Origin of the sequence: Cerasicoccus sp. TK19100 (assembly GCF_027257155.1) — a bacterium.
Lineage (GTDB): Bacteria > Verrucomicrobiota > Verrucomicrobiia > Opitutales > Cerasicoccaceae > Cerasicoccus > Cerasicoccus fimbriatus.
This window is the reverse complement of the sequence record NZ_JAPWDU010000011.1, coordinates 52,869-69,842: the sequence shown is the minus strand read 5'-3', so window position 1 is coordinate 69,842 and position 16,974 is coordinate 52,869. Positions and strand designations below refer to the sequence as shown.

13 protein-coding genes and 1 tRNA gene are annotated in these 16,974 nt (G+C 58.7%); 3 read left to right on the top strand and 11 right to left on the bottom strand.

Annotated features, from left to right (window positions below; genetic code table 11):
• Positions 1 to 116 precede the first annotated feature (116 nt).
• Both O3S85_RS20910 and O3S85_RS20905 read right to left on the bottom strand, forming a co-directional pair.
• Entirely contained in the window at positions 117 to 1,514 is a 1,398-nt protein-coding gene (locus O3S85_RS20910) for a PDZ domain-containing protein (RefSeq protein ID WP_269543156.1), read from the bottom strand.
• Positions 1,515 to 2,132: 618 nt separating this feature from the next.
• Positions 2,133 to 2,987, bottom strand: a complete 855-nt coding sequence (locus O3S85_RS20905) for a GNAT family N-acetyltransferase (RefSeq protein ID WP_343218967.1) — start codon at positions 2,985 to 2,987, stop codon at positions 2,133 to 2,135.
• A gap of 149 nt (positions 2,988 to 3,136) precedes the next feature.
• On the opposite strand from O3S85_RS20905, the gene O3S85_RS20900 reads away from it, so the two are divergent.
• Entirely contained in the window at positions 3,137 to 4,750 is a 1,614-nt protein-coding gene (locus O3S85_RS20900) for a Na/Pi cotransporter family protein (RefSeq protein ID WP_269543154.1), read from the top strand.
• A gap of 268 nt (positions 4,751 to 5,018) precedes the next feature.
• On the opposite strand, the gene O3S85_RS20895 is transcribed toward O3S85_RS20900, so the two are convergent.
• From O3S85_RS20895 to O3S85_RS20875, 5 genes are all read right to left on the bottom strand, one after another.
• Positions 5,019 to 6,554 carry a pyridoxal-phosphate dependent enzyme gene (locus O3S85_RS20895; protein WP_269543153.1) on the bottom strand — a complete coding sequence of 512 codons (1,536 nt, stop codon included), beginning with the start codon at positions 6,552 to 6,554 and terminating at the stop codon, positions 5,019 to 5,021.
• A gap of 52 nt (positions 6,555 to 6,606) precedes the next feature.
• Entirely contained in the window at positions 6,607 to 7,554 is a 948-nt protein-coding gene (locus O3S85_RS20890; RefSeq protein WP_269543152.1) for a hypothetical protein, read from the bottom strand.
• Between the two features lie 9 nt (positions 7,555 to 7,563).
• Positions 7,564 to 9,060 carry an MBOAT family O-acyltransferase gene (locus O3S85_RS20885; RefSeq protein WP_269543151.1) on the bottom strand — a complete coding sequence of 499 codons (1,497 nt, stop codon included), beginning with the start codon at positions 9,058 to 9,060 and terminating at the stop codon, positions 7,564 to 7,566.
• 73 nt (positions 9,061 to 9,133) lie between these two features.
• Positions 9,134 to 9,613 (bottom strand): hypothetical protein, encoded by a 480-nt coding sequence (locus tag O3S85_RS20880; RefSeq protein WP_269543150.1) that lies wholly within the window; start codon positions 9,611 to 9,613, stop codon positions 9,134 to 9,136.
• Between the two features lie 93 nt (positions 9,614 to 9,706).
• Positions 9,707 to 10,153: a hypothetical protein gene (locus O3S85_RS20875; protein WP_269543149.1), complete on the bottom strand. Its 447-nt coding sequence runs from the start codon at positions 10,151 to 10,153 to the stop codon at positions 9,707 to 9,709.
• Between the two features lie 108 nt (positions 10,154 to 10,261).
• On the opposite strand from O3S85_RS20875, the gene O3S85_RS20870 reads away from it, so the two are divergent.
• Positions 10,262 to 10,894: an MBL fold metallo-hydrolase gene (locus O3S85_RS20870; RefSeq protein WP_269543148.1), complete on the top strand. Its 633-nt coding sequence runs from the start codon at positions 10,262 to 10,264 to the stop codon at positions 10,892 to 10,894.
• 244 nt (positions 10,895 to 11,138) lie between these two features.
• On the opposite strand, the gene O3S85_RS20865 is transcribed toward O3S85_RS20870, so the two are convergent.
• Positions 11,139 to 13,850 carry a heparinase II/III domain-containing protein gene (locus tag O3S85_RS20865; protein WP_269543147.1) on the bottom strand — a complete coding sequence of 904 codons (2,712 nt, stop codon included), beginning with the start codon at positions 13,848 to 13,850 and terminating at the stop codon, positions 11,139 to 11,141.
• Positions 13,851 to 13,940: 90 nt separating this feature from the next.
• Complete coding sequence (locus tag O3S85_RS20860; protein ID WP_269543146.1) at positions 13,941 to 14,471, bottom strand: hypothetical protein; 531 nt, start codon at positions 14,469 to 14,471, stop codon at positions 13,941 to 13,943.
• A gap of 120 nt (positions 14,472 to 14,591) precedes the next feature.
• Here O3S85_RS20860 and O3S85_RS20855 point away from each other — a divergent pair, with 120 nt between their 5' ends.
• Positions 14,592 to 15,752 (top strand): serine hydrolase domain-containing protein, encoded by a 1,161-nt coding sequence (locus O3S85_RS20855; protein WP_269543145.1) that lies wholly within the window; start codon positions 14,592 to 14,594, stop codon positions 15,750 to 15,752.
• Positions 15,753 to 15,824: 72 nt separating this feature from the next.
• Here O3S85_RS20855 and scpB read toward each other — a convergent pair whose 3' ends face one another.
• Both scpB and O3S85_RS20845 read right to left on the bottom strand, forming a co-directional pair.
• Positions 15,825 to 16,694 carry an SMC-Scp complex subunit ScpB gene (scpB, locus tag O3S85_RS20850; protein ID WP_269543144.1) on the bottom strand — a complete coding sequence of 290 codons (870 nt, stop codon included), beginning with the start codon at positions 16,692 to 16,694 and terminating at the stop codon, positions 15,825 to 15,827.
• Between the two features lie 66 nt (positions 16,695 to 16,760).
• Positions 16,761 to 16,836 (bottom strand) — tRNA-Lys (locus O3S85_RS20845).
• Positions 16,837 to 16,974 lie beyond the last annotated feature (138 nt).

Sequence of the window (16,974 nt, the reverse complement as noted above, 5' to 3'; positions counted from 1 at the left end):
CAAAATTATGAATTCAAAATGCAAAAAAGCTCAGGTGCATGCAGGGGTTACGATACCAAGAGAGTTAGTGCATCATCCAATTTTTTGAATTTTGCATTTATCATTATGCCTTTACCTCACTTCAGCTTGGCGCGGAGCACTTTGGTTTCGTTGTTGCGCTCGACGAGGAGGAGGAGCTCCTCGCGGGTGGCGTCGCCGTTGGCGGATTCGAGGGCGGCGATCGCGGCGGCGTAGGTGTCCACTGGTTGGCCGTCGACTTCCTTAATCCAGTCGCCGGGCTGAATCTCGGCGGATTGGACCGGGCTGTTCGGCTTAACGAAGTCTACGATGGCGGCGTCGATATCGGCGCGCAGCTCGCGCTTGGAAAGGGCGTCGGCCAGCGTGAACTGACGCGCGGAGAGGCCGAGGTTATCAAAGTATTCGCGCTCGGCTTCCTTGAGGTTCATCGGCTGGGTGGCGATGACCACGGCGATCTCCTTACCGTCGTTACCACTGATGACGTCGAGCTTCACGGTTTCGCCGATCTTGGTTTCGAGGATTTCCTTTTCGAACCACTGGGCGGTAATGAAGTCCGGGGAGAACTTGGGCAGCTTCTCGCCGTTGATGCCAATCACGATGTCGCGGGACTGGAGGCCGGCCTTGGCGGCGGGGCTGTCCTGAATGACATCACTGACGCTGAGCGCACCTTGATCGGTGAGGCCCATGATCTCGGCCACCTCGCGGTCGAGCGCTTGCATGCCCGTTACGCCGAGCCAGGGGCGCTGCTCGCCGGTGGGGGCGTCGGGGATCATCGGACCGTATTTGTTGACGACACCCGCGGTCATAAAGGCGTTGGATTCGCGGATCATTTGCACGGCGGCGTTAAACTTACGGCCGTTCATGTAGATGATTTTTTCGTCGGTGGTGGGCGGCCCCATCCAGCCAACGAACTCACCCGCGGCGTTGAAGGCAGCGGAGCCGGGGGAGCCGATCGGGCGGTCACTGAAGCCGAGTAGCCAGGGCAGCTCTTTGGTCGCGCTGGTGCGGGCGCTGAGAAAATACGGGGTGTAGTTCCAGCTGTCGCCCATCACGGCGATGCCCCAAACGAAGTTACCGGTCTTGACCTCGGCCGAGCCAAATTTGCTAACGGGGGTAATCTCGCTACGGGCGGCTTCCTCGACCTGCAGGTAGTGCCAGGTGCTGATGTAATTTTGCCCAAGGTAAGTTGCGCTCCAGCCGTCGCCGTCTTCACCGAGCAGCTTGATCTTGAAATCCTTAAAGCGCTCCGGCGGGACCCAACCGGGGATGGAGCCATCGAGCATCAGGATGGTGCCGTTGTCATCGAAGACGAGGCCCATTGCGGTCATCGGCGTGCGGTCGATATCGTTCTGGATGAAATACTCGACTGCCACGACGCTGTTGCGGCGTTCTTCGAACATTTGCTCGAAATCGTTGGGAATGCTTTCGGCGCTGGCAACGAGGCCTGCCAAGGCGGTAAGGGCGAGCAAGAGACTGGTGCGTAATGGAAAACTCATGGCCGCGCAGTCAAGCGATTCGCTCGCCCCAGCGCAACCCGTAAAACAAAGCCGGCCGGTCCACTATTGCGAACCGGCCGGTCATCAGGGGTGATGAGGAGAACAAGCTATCGGGTAAAAACGTAACCTCACCGAGACACCCTTGGCAAGAAAAAGTTTAGCTAATTTTTGAAATTAATAATTTTAATGCTAGGTCGGCGGTGGTTAAGTTTTGGGTGCTAGTTGCGCATCAGTGAAGTTTTTTGCGGTTCCGCCCTAGGGCCAACGGACAATCGTTCTGAGCGCCAAGGGCGCGGACCCATACTAGCCTAGGGTCAGCAAGGAGCGTAGCGACGAAGCGCAGCCCTGGGAATAATGATCCACTCATTATTGGAGTGCTGAAAGCACGGCTTCATCTTGCAGCCGCCCCTTCAGGGCTCAGGTGACTGATTTGCGCACAACACCTAGGGCTGCGCTCCAGTCGCCCTGCGACTTACGCTGACCCTAGGCTAGTATGGGGCCGCACCTTTGGTGCTCATCTTATTGGCTCATCGCAATTCGGCTTGAGAGCGATTCACTCTTTTGAATGTCGGTTGGCCCTGGGGGCACATTTACTGAAAGTTGAATGGCCGTTCCTGCCTACCCCAGCTCAAACGTCGTGACGCCGTAAATGTTGTCCCAGGGGAGCGCGGGCACCGAGCCATAATACATACGGGCGCAGCCGAAGACTTCCTGCATGCCGTTGGCCTTGGCAAGGGCGAGGGCGGCGGGGTTGTTCTCGGGGGTGTCGAGGAAGAGAGGCTCGCCGCAGGCGCGGTCGCTCAGGGCGGCAAACAGGTCGGCGGCGGTGGCTGCGTCGTCCGCAAAGAGCGGGCCGATTTTGTAGCCGGTCTGGCAGGCGCGGACGACGCCATAACCGGTCAGCGCGCCATCCTTCACCGCGCCAAGGGCGAGGCCTTCGGCGGGCTCGATCCAGCGGCGAAGAAACTTTTCCCGGGCAAAGCCGAAGTGCTTCTGGTCGTAGGCGGCCACTTCGCTAAACGGCGCGGCGGAGAGCTCCACGAGGTTGCTGGCCGGTTGCGCGGATTTGCCTACGCCTTGCATGCGCAGGTTACGGTGGGTGAATTGAAAACCGCCCTTGGCATACCATGCCTGCATGTCGAAGACGCCGTCCATGCCGATGGCGGCACCGGGCTTGAGGCGGGCCTTGAGCGTGTCGCGTCGCCAGAACCAGAACTTGGTGCCGAGGCCCTGGTTGCGCAGGTCGGGGCGCATAATGAAGAAACCCATGAAGCCAAAATCGCTGTAGCTGACGATGGATCCCGTGCCGACGATTTCCCCGTCGAGACAGGCGGCGACGTAGCCCTCGGGGTCGGTTTCCCAGAAAATATCGGCATCGTGCTTACCGGGGTTCCAGCCTTCGCGGGCGGCCCAGTCCACGGCGAGCGCGAACTCATCGCGGGTCATGGTGCGGAATTCCAATCGATCAGCCAAGGCGTGCTCGTGCATGGCAGCCAGATTGAGCGCTAATGGTGGGCAAGCAACATTTTTCACGTTGCTGTCACATTCGAGAGTCACATTCCATTGACGCCGCGCGGCTGACTTGGACCCTAGTGGACCAGTGGCTGCAACCAACTGACTACATGACGGCGCAATTTCTAAACATCCTGGCGGGCCTGGGCCTGTTCTTTGTCGGCATCAAAATGCTGGGCAAGAATCTGCGGGCAATGGCCAGTGGTCCATTTCGCAAGCTCGCGCGCAAGATGAGCGCCAATGCCTGCGTGGCCGCTTTTTGGGGTGGGGTCTCGGGCTTTGCAACGCAAAGTGGGCGCACGACATCGCTCATCCTTGCGAGTCTGGTGCAGGGGCGCATCGTGGATGTTCGCTCAGCAATGCCGCTGGTGCTCTGGGCAAACTTCGGCTGCACGCTCATCGTATTTGCCGCAGTGTTTCCCATCGATTATCTAGTGCTGTTCGCGCTGGGCATTACGGGGATTTGCACGGCCTTTGAAAAACCGGTTAAGTGGAAGAACGTGATGGCGGCCATCTTCGGGCTCTCGCTGATGCTGTTTGGCCTGCATGAGATTTCGCAGGCCGCCAAGGAGTTTACCCACTACAGTTGGTTTGAGCATTCGATGGAGTTGATGAACAAATCGTTCATCATGGCGTTCCTGATTGGCCTCGTGCTCACGGTGATCTGCCAGTCGCACATGGCGATCATCCTGATTACGCTCGCGATGACGGCCAGTGGCTTTTTCGACTTCGAGCACGCGATCATGGTGGTCTACGGCACGCATGTCGGCTCCAGTGTGATCACGTATCTTACGGGGGCGCACTTTAAGGGGAGGGCCGCGCAGGTTGTCTGGGGACAGGTGTTGTATAACCTCGTGGCGGTGGCGATTTTTCTGTCGCTGTTTATCTTTGAAATGGTTGGCAAGACGGAGCTGCTGCACTCCTGGGTGCGCGAATGGTCGGACAAGCCGGACATGCAGGTGGCCCTGGTGACGCTGCTGATGAACGTAGTGACGCCGGTTGCGCTGACACTCGTGGCGGGTCGCTTTACCGCGCTTTGTGAGAAGTCTTCGCCGCCAACTCAGACGGAACATCTTTCGCAGCCGGAGTATCTGCAGGAGGACAGTAAAGACAGCCCAATGGCGGGCCTGATGCTTTGCGAGAAAGAGCAGCTGCGCCTGTTGCAGCGTTTGCCAAACTACCTGGCGACCTTGCGCGAGGGAGAGGCCTCGCTCGGGGTAAGCCCCGCGGCTTATCATCAGGCCTACAGTGAAATCTCGCGGCAGATCCTGCACTTTCAAAGCGCGATGATCACGCATTCGCTCTCGGCTGAGCACACGGAGTGGTTGATCAATTTGCAGAATCGCCAAGACCTGCTAAACACGATTGAGGGCGCTTGCTACAGCCTTTGCAAAGAGCTGGGCGAGCAGCAAGCTTCGCCGGAGATTCATCAGCTCAGCCAACAAATCATCGAGGCGCTCGACACCATGATCCTCACGGCGATCGCTGCGCTGGAAGAATACGATGCGAGCGAGTGCGTGCTGCTGGAAACGATGACGGCCGAGCGTGGCGAATCGATGGAGCAAATCCGCCGTCGCTACCTGGCCTCGGCAGATCAGGTGTCCGCCGGGATGCGCAACCAAGTGATGCACATCACGAACGTGTTCGAGCGCGCGAGTTGGGCCCTCGGCCGCTTTGGCAAATTGATCGCCAATAGCGACCGCATGGAAGCAAAAGAGTCCTGAGCAATGTCGCCCCTTTCGTTTTGCTGGTTGCGGGACTGAAGTGGTTTTCTGTGCCAGCGCGTTGGGTTTATTGGAAAAGCCCCATGGGGAGATTCAAAAAAGCCACTACTGTTGTTGGTACGACACAGCAGGCTATGTTGCCTCAACAACAGTAGTGTTGTTTCCACAACACAGCATGCTTCTTTTTAGAAACACAGCATAGGGCTTTTTGAAAAAGAAGCAGTAGTCTTTTCCAAAACACATGGTTGGGACGGTTGCTGACACCAAACTAGATCATGCGGGAGACGACTTGGTCGGGCACGGGGCGGCACTGGCGGTAGCCCTTGCCGCTGGCGGGCAGCCAGGCAAGGAAGTCTGCGCGCTGGGCCTCGTCGGTAAACTCGAGGCCGATCAGGGCGCGGCCAATGCGCTCACCCGTGTAGCGGTAGTTGAAGTAGCAGAAGTTGGCGCGTCCGCGAATGGTGTCTGACAAAAAATCGTGGAGCGCGCCGGGGCGCTCGTAGAACTCCAGCTTGAGAAAGAGCGGGTGCGAGAGCAATGCCTTGTGGCAGGGAATGGCGCGAAACTCGATGTCTTCACCGGCGGCGGTTTCCCACTGGTAGCCGCCATTGCCGAGGCGCTGCTTGATCGCGTCGAATTGGGTGGCGTCGCAGTTGATGCCGAAGATGGGCCACGCCTCACGGGAGTCGGTCTTGCCGTAGAGGAAGTCGTGGATGCTGACGCCGGCCAGGACTTCGTCGAGCAGCTTGAGCATCGTGCCGGGCACCTCGGGGATGTTGATGCGCAGGAAGTGGCGCGGCGCGGTGGCCGAGCCGGTGTTGTCCGCGATCAGCGCGAGCTTGCTGAAGTCGAGATTTGCCCCGCAAAGGACAGTCAGCACGCGTTTGCCGGCGAGTGAAGCTTTGCATTGCAAAGCTCCCGCCAGGCCCAGGGCTCCGGCAGGTTCGGGGATGGCGCGCAGGCCGTCCCACATGACGCGAATGGCCTCCGATACTTCCTGGTTGGTCACGGTGACGATGTCGTCCAGGAGTTCGCGGCAAACTTCAAAGGGCAGATCACCCGCTTGGCGCACGGCGGAGCCGTCGCAGAAGATGTCGATATTGTCCAGGCGCACGGGCTTGTCCGCAGCAATGGCTGCCTTCATCGAAGCCTGGTCAACGCCCTCGACGCCGATCAGTTTGATATCCGGCCAAAACATGCGCAGCCAGCAGCCGACACCTGCGGCCATGCCGCCGCCGCCGATTTGCAAAAAGGCGACATCGAACGGACCCTGGCCGGACATGACCACCTCGTCCGCCAGCGAGCCTTGGCCCGCCATGACGTGCAGGTCATCATAGGCGTGGATGATGGTTGCCTTACTTTGTGATGCAAAGTCTTGGGCGGCCTGAACGGCCTCATCGTAGGCGTCGCCGACGAGATGAATCTTTACCATGTCGCCGCCGAGTCGCTTGACGGCGTTTTGCTTAACTGCAGGCGTGGTGCCGGGCATGAAAATATCGGCGCGCACGCCAAGCTTACCCGCGGCCAGCGCGACGCCTTGGGCGTGGTTGCCCGCGGATGCGGTGACGACGCCAGCGGCGGATTCCTCCGGCGTCATGATGGCCATGCGGTTAAAGGCCCCGCGCCACTTGTAGGCCTTAATCGGGGAGACGTCCTCGCGCTTGACCCAGATCTCGCCATCGAAGCCGGGCAGGGGCAGTTGCTCCAGGGGCGTGGGCGAGCCGGCCCGGTAAACACGCTGCCGGGCAAAGAGAATTTCCTGCCGCAAACGGCGCAGCAGAGGCAAGGATTCGTCGTTATCCATAGCGCCACATTGCGCGGGCTTCGGCGGCAGCGCAAGCGCGCGATGCTCTAGGTTAATCAATCTTACGCGGCGCGGTGCGAAGCGGGAGGACGGATTCGTTGATCATGCGCACGCCGACTTCCGGCTTATAATGCGTCGGGTCGGTCGCGAGGAAATTTTCGGACGCGGAATATTCGCTGTCCATCAGGTCGATCGTGTTGGGGAAAATATCGCGCACCTGCTGTTTCCACTCCGCCAGTTGCTCGGCGGCCGGGGTGCCTTCCATGAGTTCCAGGCTGTGCTCGTGGACGGGGGCAATGACGGCCACGACCCATGCGCCGCGTCCGCGCAGGTCTTCCACGAGGCGTCGCAGGTAGGTCATGCGTTCGGGCATGAGCTCGAAGTTTTCATAGCTTTCGCGATGGGTATCAAACTCGCGTTGCAGGAGGGCTTCGTTGGGGATGCTGCGCGCGGTAATCCAGCGATGCATGATGAAGGAGCCGTCATCGGCGAAGGTCGGTGCCTCACCTTTGGCGCTGCGGCGAATGGTTTTGATGGACTCGTCCAGTGCCTGCATGCCGAAGAGCTTGGCGAGCTTCTCCGTGACGCTAGGCGGCGTAAAGGGATCGTCAACCAGCGGACTCTTGTCGGAGAAGCTTGTTTGGTCCAGAAGGATCACGGCGACATCCACATCCTTCACGAAGCGGTCGGTGAAGAAAAAGAGTTCTTCCGGCAGTGCTCCGCCGAAAGTCGCGCTAAAAAAGTTGTGCCCTTGCAGTTGGTCGGCGGGGATCATGGCCGCGCGGCTATTGCCCATGATGATCGCGTCGTAGTCACCGCGGTCATAGTAGAAGGACTTCGATTCGCGGTCGGCACTGGAGAAGTTTCCCAGTTGGTTATTGCCGAAGATCATGTAGGGATCGACGAAGTAATTGATGCCGCCGACGGTCAACGCACCACCGAGCACCAGGATGGCGAGGATGGTCAGGTATTTGCCAAAGTTGTCCGGCTTATCGCTCATGGTGGTCGGCTAAAATTGATAGTAGAGGAACTCGCTCTTGTTCGAAAGCGACAGGAACGCGATGAGGAACACCACGCCGGTGATGACTGCCCAGAGGACGTTGGGCTTCCACGCGATGCGGCTGGGTTTGACCTCCACGGCACCGTCGCCCTCGGGTGGTTGGAAGTAGTTGGCCATAAGCTGTGGCAGGTTGGGGCTAAACCAGCAGAAGGCCAGCAGGGCCGCCATGAAGATGAAAATCTGCGGCTTGAACAGGCGCATGTGAAGCTCACCCGAGGCCAGGCCAAACATCGCCTCATACATCGTCATGGCCGTGGAGAAATTTTCCGCGCGGAAGAGCACCCAGGCCATCATGACGCAGAAGAAGGTGAAGCCGATGGCCGCAATTTTTCCCGGCTGGAACTTTGCATTAGAAAGTTGCTTTGCGGGAGAAAGCTTTTTGCGCAGTTCCTTGAAGTGGTGGTTAATCAACAAATACGCGCCGTGCAACACGCCCCAGATCACGAAGGTCCAGCCCGCGCCATGCCAGAGGCCACCGAGGAACATCGTGATCATGATGTTGGTATCGCGCATGGCCAAGCCCTTGCGATTGCCACCGAGCGTGATGTAAATATAATCGCGTAAAAAGCGGGACAGCGTCATGTGCCAGCGGCGCCAGAAATCGATGATATTCTTGGCCTTGTAAGGGGAGAAGAAGTTGAGCGGCAGGCGAATACCAAACAGCAGGGCCAGGCCGATGGCCATATCCGTATAGCCGGAGAAGTCGAAGTAGATTTGCAACGTGTAGGCGAGGGCACCCGCCCAGGCCTCCCAAGAGTAGAGCGGCAAGCCGTTGGCGGCGGCGGAAAAAACCTCGGTTGCTTGCCCGCCAATCTCGTCGGCGATGACCACTTTTTTAAATAGGCCGAAGGCAAAGAAGGTTAGCCCGACGGCGATATTTTCCCAACGAAGCCGGTAGGTGCGCTCTTCTTCGAACTGAGGCATCATCTCTTTGTGGTGGACGATAGGGCCGGCAATTAATTGCGGAAAGAACACCACGAAGAGCAGGTATTCGCGAAAGTCGTAAAGGTGGGAATTTTCTTCGTAAAGATCGACGAGATAGGCAATCTGCTGGAACGTGAAGAAGGAGATCGCCAGCGGCAGGATGACCTTATCAAGCGTCCAACCGACCTCCAGCAGACTGTTGATATTGTCGACGAAGAAATTGGCGTATTTGAAGTAGCCGAGGAGCGCCAAATTGGCAAACACTCCGACGAGGAGCAGGGGCAGATTGGGATTCCGGGAGCGGGTGAAGTTCCAGATCGCGGCCCCAATGGCGTAGTTAAACAGCGCGGAGCCAAGGATCAGCCCGAGGTAGATCGGATTCCACCAGCCGTAGTAAAATAGCGACGCCGCAATCAGCCAACTTTGCGCGATTTCGCGACTCAGCCAGCGTGCCAGTAAGTAATAGCCGATTACCGTTAACGGTAAAAAAACGGCGATGAATTCGTAGGAGTTAAATAGCATGAATAGCCGAAGCCATTAATGGAAAAAGAATGGTCTATGGCTTTATCGTAACATGCCAATAATAATTAACCCTTTAACTCCGCGCTGGCTCATCGACCCAGACGACCGACCAGCCGGATTGCTGATCAACAAAGATAATCGGTGTCGCGCCCTCGATGTCGGTCTCGACGGATTCAACGATATTGGGCGTCACTCCGGTGGTGGGGAGCTCGTGGCGAGGCAGCAAAACCGTAATTGACGCCAATAAAAATACGACCGCCGCCGCGCCCGCTGTCCAGTAGCTGCTCCAAGCGAGCTCGCGCTTGGCCCGTCCTTTAAATTGCGCGCCCTCATTGGCTAGCTTGAGGCGGAGCGCCTGCCAATCGGCCTCAATGGCGACCTCGTTCAGCACGGGGGGCAGGGTTTCCCAGCGCTCCTGCTGCGCCGCGAGCTCCGCCAGCCAGTCCGCCGCGGTAGGATTACTGCGGATCAGCTCGCCGGCTGCGTCTTCTTCGGCGGGCGTGCATTCCGCATCGTAGAAGCGCATCAGCAGTTGCGCGTCGGCGTCGTTCATGAGTGTTACGTTAGTTGGCTGCAGGGAAAAAAGGCGAGGCGAAAGGATATTTCCCTTCGCCCGCCTTGGGGTATTGTCAGTTGGGTGCTTAAACTATCCGCGACACTTGCCGCAATTTTTGCCGATCCAGATGCGCTCGCAGACTGTTTTGAAATATCCTCCCGTGCGGGTGCGGATCTTGGCCCCGCAGGAGTCATACGTCCACGTGTAGGAGACGGGCACATACACGCGGCGCTTCACGGTTTTCCAGTGGCCGCAGTTGCCGCGACAGCGGTTGTGACCCTTGTCACGCCAGCCGCTGTTTTGGTAATGGCCCTCTCGCCAACCGGTGTCGCACTGTTTGCGGTTTTCGTAGCGCACGTGGACCGTTTCGCGGTGATGATCGTGCAAGGATTCACTGAGGATGACGCCGCCAATGAATCCGCCGAGTGCGGCGAGGGCTTCGTCGTTGTGCTGATGGCCGCCACGGGCTTGGGCGGAGATAGCGCCAACGCTCAGGATCAGCGCGCAGAGGATGCTGGTTTTCAGGATGCTTTTCATAATGGTTTGGGTTTGTGTTGCGCTGGTTAAACGATCGTTTGGCGGCGGATATTCGATTTTTTGGCGAAAAAAATTTCCCGTTGCCGAAATCTGCGGTAGGGGTCGGGCATGCAAATCGATGTTTTCGAACTTCCGCCCATCGGCACCAACGCCTACCTGCTCACCGACCACGACCGCGGTGAAGCCGTCCTGATCGACGCTCCGCTGACCGCCTGGGAGACGATCGCGCCGCGGCTTGATGGAGACGGGCTGACGCTGACCGCCGTCCTCCTGACGCATGGCCACTTCGACCACGTGCTCGGTGCGGCGGAGTTTAACCGCCAGGGCGTGCCGGTTTATGCCCATGCGGACGATCGCGAGATGCTGGCCCATCTACCCCAGCAGATGCAGATGTTTGGCCTACCGGGCCAAGTTGAGGCACCCGGGGTGGATCACTGGATCGATGTCAGCCAGCCCCTTGAGCTTCTTGGCCGCCGGATTGAGGTGCGCCACACGCCCGGCCACTGCCCGGGCAATGTGACCTTCTATTTCGCCGATGAGGGCGCAGCCTTCGTGGGCGATGTAATTTTTGCCGGAGGTTTCGGGCGGACGGATTTACCTGGCGGCAGCGCTGATCTGCTTCGGCAAACTTTTGTTGATCAGATATATACGCTACCGGACGAGACCGTGATTTACCCCGGCCATGGTCCGCTAACGACCGTTGGCACCGAGAAAAAGACGAATCCATTAGTCAGGATTTGATTAGAGCCAGTCGGGGTAGATGATATTCGGATATACCCTAGAGTGACTATCGTGTCTTGCGTAGATAAAGATTTTTTTTATGTATAGAGGCTTACGTCTATAATAGACGCTACTAATACTAATACGCGTTACTGCATGAATGTCAGGGGGAGTGAAAGCTCCCCCTGGCAGTTACCCCGGCCTGATTCCAGCGATCTTCGTAAGAATTAGGCGGGGAGAGCCATCAAGTCAGCTTCGGGAACGCTCAGATCCGTGTTACCTTCAAGCGGATAAACTGGCCAGGAGTCAGATCCACGGAGACGGGGACGCGGCCGTCAGTAGGCGGGCCTTCTGCGTAATTCGCATCACCGGTCCACTCGCCACCTGCAGATTTTGCCAGCACGGTGGACCAGTCGCCGGTCAGGCTGGTGGATACCTGGATTTCGTAAAGAACGTCCATGAGCGGGGATGCGGGCACCTCAAAATCGAGCGTAATCATGTTGCTGCTCGTGCTGATCGACGGGCGTCGGTTTTCCGATTGTGCCGGGCTCATGCCCAGGGCGTATTCTAATAAATTGGCCAGGCCGTCATGGTCGGCATCGCCTCCTTCGCTGGTGGGGCCACTGGCGATCTCGTTTTCCACCCACAGAAGGAAGCCGCTGGTTAAATCCACCTGAAATGCCGCACTGTCCGCCGTGCCATAGGCTGTAGTGATGCGGACCCAGTAAGTCGTTGGCGCAGAGAGCGGGCCGGTGGTCAGCGTGGGCGAATCGCCGCCAACGGGTGTGCTGGTGTCGCCGACGTTGCCTTGATACCATTGGTAGATCGCCGGGCCGAGGCCACCGCGACCAACGGTCAGTATGGCCGACTCGTTGACGCCCACCGGGTCGCCTGCCGGCTCTTCGTGGACGGTGGGTGCCTGTTCCAAGGCAATGGTGGACGGGGTTTCGTTGTCGGGCGCAAAAGTCCAAGCCCACGTATCATTGACGCCGTTGCCGGTTACGGAAATCGTGGCCCCGGTTGCGGTTTGGTTGCTGATGTTGACGGTGAGGCTGCCGTGGTCCCACAGATCGTAAACGCTCGCAATTTGCAGGTTTTGCGTGGCGGCGGCGGTTAGCTGGAGCTGCTGAAAGCCGAGGACGGTGTTGCGGTTGTCGGCGGTGGAAGTCACCTTTGCGACGGAAAGGGACTCGGTGGCGTCGACGTCGAACTGGCAACTGACATTGCCCTTGACGAGCGTGAACTCGAGGTTCGGCTCACTGCGGGTCGTGACGCTGCCCGACTGGATGAGCCAGTCGATTTCGCGGTCTTGGTTGGCACGAATGTCATCGAGCACGAGCACATAGTCGCCCGTCTTCCAAATGAATGAGCGGCGGTAGCGCGAGAGCGCGCCGCGATACCAGCCCTGGGCCTCGCCTTCGGTAATGACGACGTCGCCATTATCCTCCTCCCACGTGATGTGAGCCAGGGTAGTCATGTCCTGGCCGCCGGTGCCGGGTTGGCTGTATTGCAGGCCCTCGTTGCGGCCCTGTGGGCGTTGGCCGACACCGTCGACGAGGATCGTGTTGTGGTTGGAGGAGCGTTTATTGTAGGAGTAGCGGTCGGTCTCGGCGACCCATTCATCGTCTTTAAACAGGACAAAACTGTTCGCATTGGGATCGTCGTGGGCGACGTTTATATAGCCGCCATTAATGACGTCGTTGCGGTAGTCGTTGAGGCGATAGCCGCCGAGCACGGCGCACATAAACATCGCTGCCGCATCGCCCTTGTCCCAGCCCTCGCGCATGTAGGTGAGGCCGAGATCTTCAAAATGCTGCACCAAAGGCAGGTCATGATAATCGCCGCCGGGCTGGCTGGTGCCCCGCCAAATGATACCCATCCAGCCGAATTCATAAGAGCCGTAGTTGACGCTATTTAGGTGGTCGATCGCGGCCAGTAGGTCGTCCTCGCCGTGGCGCGCGGCGGAGATCATATTGTATTGGCCGTATCCGCCGAGGCTGTCCCCGCCGTCGCCATACATGAAGAAATGCCTAAAGCCCGGCGCGAAATTATTCACGTGAAAGCGCGCCGCGTTTTGGTAAAACGGAATATCGAGGTAGCTTGTGCCGAAGCAGTTATCAGCGGCTTCGAGCGCGAGGGTTAGGTGTGCGCCACCAAAGACCATGTAGCTCGGTGATTCGTGGGAGGTGCCGTCGTCGGGTAGGTATTCGGCGACGAAAGCCAGCTCGTTAAACACTTCGCGCAGCATCCATTCCTCCTCGGGGTTGCCTTCGTAGGCGGCCAGCATGCACAGGGCGAGCCCGGCGTTGCGGTGCCAGCGGTGGTTATTCTGCGGGTCTACCTGCCAGTAGCCACCCTGTCCGCCCAGGTGGCCGAGGTGGTACATCGCGCGGGCGTGGTAAAAAATCTTCTGGCGAAATTCTTCGAGAAAGCTCGGGTCCGCCACGCTCAGGTAGTCATGCATGATGTCGTAGCAGATGGCGGCACCGACCATCATGTTGGCCGCGGCCATGCCGGAGTTTTTTTCGCCGCCGTTTTCCCAGTCGGTGTAGCCGTTGAGCCACTCCATGTAGGCCACGGTGCGATCTCGGGAGGTCGTATTGCCGGTCAGCGCGTAGTGCATGGCCACGGTGGGCATCCGCCAAAGCCCCTGCCGCTGCGCCTCGGTCGCGTCGTATCGGAAGTTCGAACTGCTGGGCACTTGTGATGCACCCAGATAGCCCAGCAACTTGTTGTAGTGGGTGAACAGCGGCTCGGCGGTGACATCGATCTGCAACTGCGCTAGCTCGGCCTCGGTGAAAAGCAGGCGCGGATGCTCGCCCAACAATGCGTCGTTGAAGGGCGCGTAGTTGGCTGGGTCGATTGTAGGATCAGTGGTCGGCACGGATTGCGCGGACAGGCTGGCGACAAGTGCGCTAAGCGTCGCGACGCCCAACACGCACCGCAAAGTCGTCTTTAGCAGCAGAGGGAAGCTCATGGGGGTAATGGTGAATTTTCCTTAATATATCACATTAGATTCCGGGAGTTAACCCCTGTAAAGCGCAATGTAGGGCTTTGGCCTATTGAGTTAGGGCATTTGCTTTTCGTTCACCGTTTCGGCGCTGGCGGACGTCTCGTAGTAGGCATTGATCTCGGCCAACTGCGGGTAGCGTGCGAGGTCGAACTTGCCGCGGTGCAGATCGGTGGCCTCCGCTGGTAGCAGAAACGCGCCTGGGGCCGGAGTCAGCACGCCGCCCGGCTCGACAAGGATGATCTCCCCACGCTGCTTGATTGGGACGTAGTGCTTTTGCAGGGTGTCCATGTCTTGAAAGCGGACGTAGCCGCTAAAGGTCGGGTTGCCATTTTCGTCCTGCCCCCACTTCTCAAAAAAGTCGGTGAGGTGGTAGTTGTCGGCGGTGACGAGGACCGCGAAGGTCAGTTGCCCATCGGCCATGGCCATGAGGTAGGCCAGGCCGCCGTTGTCTTTGTCATAACGGGTTTGCTGGCCGATGCTTTCCTCGGTGAAGACGCTCCTCCGAAACTTCGTGATGCCCATGAAGGCCACGAAGATAACGATGCTCAGCACGATGACGGCGTCGGTGGAAAGGCGTTTGCGCATGTTCGTGACTCTTGGAATGACAGCCTCTCGCGGCAAATGTTTTTAGCGGTGCCGGATCGGGTTTAGCGCTTGACGATCCTTCTCTGCGCGGGGGAATGTGTTGGGCAACACCCCCACGACATGTCTGAACCGAAAAGCGCTATCCCTGAAACTCTGGGTCTTTGCTCCCAGCGTCTGCAACGCGCGGACGCCCACATCGCCCGCCATATCGCCGATGGCAAACTGGTGGGCGCGGTCACGCTGGTGACTCGTCGCGACCAGCTTTGCCACTTCAATATTCAGGGCTATGCCGACCGCGAGCAGCAAATCCCCATGCGCGACGACACGCTGTTTCGCATTTATTCGATGACGAAGATCATCACCTCGGTTGCCGCGCTGATTGTGTATGAGGAGGGCCTGATCGACCTCAACGATCCCGTTAGTAAATACATTCCAGCCTTCGCCGACCAGAAAGTGAAGCTGAAAAATGGCGACCTCGTCGATGCTGATCGCCCGACTACGATCTACGATCTGCTACGCCACACCGGTGGCCTGCCAAACGATTACAATCTTGAGGAGTTGATTGGCTCTGACCGCACACTGGCCAGCTTTGCGGAAGAGATCGGTGCCCGTCCGCTGATCGCACACCCGGGTGAAAAGTGGATCTACGGTTACCAGACCGACGTCTTGGCGCGCATTGTGGAGATTGTCAGCGAGCAGACCTTTGACCGCTTCCTGCACGATCGCATTTTCGAACCCCTCGAAATGACCGACACTGCTTTCGACGTGCCCGAGGAAAAGCGCGAGCGCCTAGCCACCTGTTACCGCTACGCCAAGGACGGCTCGTTGACGCCGATCAATGGCAACGAGCCGGATAGCCTTTTTGTGCGACCCAAGAAATTCTTCAGCGCGGCCGGCGGCCTGATCTCCAGCACGCGGGATTACCTGCGTTTTGCGACGATGCTTCTGCGCAAGGGCGAGCTCGATGGTGTGCGTTTGCTTGGCCGAAAGAGCGTGGAGCTGATGACGCTTGATCATCTGCCCGAGGGGCATCCGGATCTGCAAATCGGCACGCAGTGTTTCCGCTTTGGCCTAGGCGTTTCGGTCGTGACGGATGTCGCGCGTTCACGCTGCCTCAGTTCGCTGGGCGACTTTGGCTGGGGCGGTGCGGCGGGCACGCAAGTCTGGATGAACCCGGAAGAGGAAATGGTCGTGATGATTATGATCCAGATTCGCGCCGAGGTGCCCACCGGCGTGATGGATGTCTATAAGCGCCTCGTTTACCAGGCGATCGTGGATTAGCTTGGGCCCCGGCTATGCCGACCGCACCAGCGATGGCAGCGACTCAATAGGACTAGTGTCGGGCGGCCCGGCTCAGAGGCTTTGATTACCTTCCGCGTGCTTGTCTGCTTCGCTTTCGTCTTCCTCGTTTTCGACGTCGACGTTGGCTTCGTCCGCAATTGGGGCAGGGTCCGGCTCGGCATCGAAGCTGCCGTCGTCCACGGGCAGTTCAGGCTGGGAGTCTTCGGCGGGCAGACCGACGTCCTGATCAGTAATTTCCTGGTCGCCCTGCGTTGCCTGGCGAATCCATTCCGTGATCTGGTTTGGCGACAGCACGTCGCTAGCAGGCAGTTCTTCAATCGACTGGATGCCGATGAACTCGAGAAATTTATCCGTCGTGCCGTATTGAATCGGGCGGCCGGGCAGATCGGCGCGACCGGTTACCACGACCAGCTCGTGCTCCAGCAGGCGGTTGATCGCACCGTCGGCCGAGACGCCGCGAATCGCCTCCAGCTCGGCGCGGGTAACGGGTTGGCGGTAGGCGACGATGGCCATGGTCTCCATGGCAGCTTGGGAGAGCCGCATCGGGCGGGCTTCATTGCGCAGGAGGCGCACCCAGTCGGCAAACTCGGGCGACGTCGTGATACGGTAGCCCGCTGGGCCCTGGATGACGCGGTAAACTTCGCGCTTTTCGATCAGCTCGGCGGAAATGGCGTCCATCGCGTCACGAATTTGCGTGGCGGTAAGGAGCGTCGGCACCTGCTCCATGATGTCGTTCAGCTCGCTCTGCTCGGGCTCAAACGGTGGGCGGGAGCCGGGCGGCGGCGAGGGTGGCTGCTCTTCGGGGTCGTCCGAGGCCTGCTGGTGGTAGCGGGTTATGACCGCTTGAATGTCGCGAATGGACAGCGGTTCGGAGGTCGACAGTAACAGCGCGCGCAGGATTTTCTTTAGATTGAAGACCATGGGTGAAACGCGCATTCAGACGCAAACGGCGTCGAAGTTCAAGCCCAAGCCTGCGGGGAGGAAAAGTGGTGGGCCGACTGGGACTTGAACCCAGAACCAATTGCTTAAAAGGCAACTGCTCTACCGATTGAGCTATCGGCCCAAGCTGTGTTTCGTAACACTGGAACCAGTGTAAAGTTGACTAAAAAGGGCCCGATTGCGCGCGAGCGCAAGTCAAAATTTCCCAATCCGGGCAATCTTTGAAATCCTCTATCAGGCGGTTGTGCTGCAGGCCTTTAAG

Bases quoted from the DNA above. Each gene is read 5' to 3' on its own strand.
- O3S85_RS20910 (WP_269543156.1), bottom strand. From the start codon at position 1,514: ATGAGTTTTCCATTACGCACCAGTCTCTTGCTCGCCCTTACCGCCTTG.
- O3S85_RS20900 (WP_269543154.1), top strand. From the start codon at position 3,137: ATGACGGCGCAATTTCTAAACATCCTGGCGGGCCTGGGCCTGTTCTTT.
- O3S85_RS20895 (WP_269543153.1), bottom strand. From the start codon at position 6,554: ATGGATAACGACGAATCCTTGCCTCTGCTGCGCCGTTTGCGGCAGGAA.
- O3S85_RS20890 (WP_269543152.1), bottom strand. From the start codon at position 7,554: ATGAGCGATAAGCCGGACAACTTTGGCAAATACCTGACCATCCTCGCC.
- O3S85_RS20885 (WP_269543151.1), bottom strand. From the start codon at position 9,060: ATGCTATTTAACTCCTACGAATTCATCGCCGTTTTTTTACCGTTAACG.
- O3S85_RS20880 (WP_269543150.1), bottom strand. From the start codon at position 9,613: ATGAACGACGCCGACGCGCAACTGCTGATGCGCTTCTACGATGCGGAA.
- O3S85_RS20875 (WP_269543149.1), bottom strand. From the start codon at position 10,153: ATGAAAAGCATCCTGAAAACCAGCATCCTCTGCGCGCTGATCCTGAGC.
- O3S85_RS20870 (WP_269543148.1), top strand. From the start codon at position 10,262: ATGCAAATCGATGTTTTCGAACTTCCGCCCATCGGCACCAACGCCTAC.
- O3S85_RS20865 (WP_269543147.1), bottom strand. From the start codon at position 13,850: ATGAGCTTCCCTCTGCTGCTAAAGACGACTTTGCGGTGCGTGTTGGGC.
- O3S85_RS20860 (WP_269543146.1), bottom strand. From the start codon at position 14,471: ATGCGCAAACGCCTTTCCACCGACGCCGTCATCGTGCTGAGCATCGTT.
- O3S85_RS20855 (WP_269543145.1), top strand. From the start codon at position 14,592: ATGTCTGAACCGAAAAGCGCTATCCCTGAAACTCTGGGTCTTTGCTCC.
- scpB (WP_269543144.1), bottom strand. From the start codon at position 16,694: ATGGTCTTCAATCTAAAGAAAATCCTGCGCGCGCTGTTACTGTCGACC.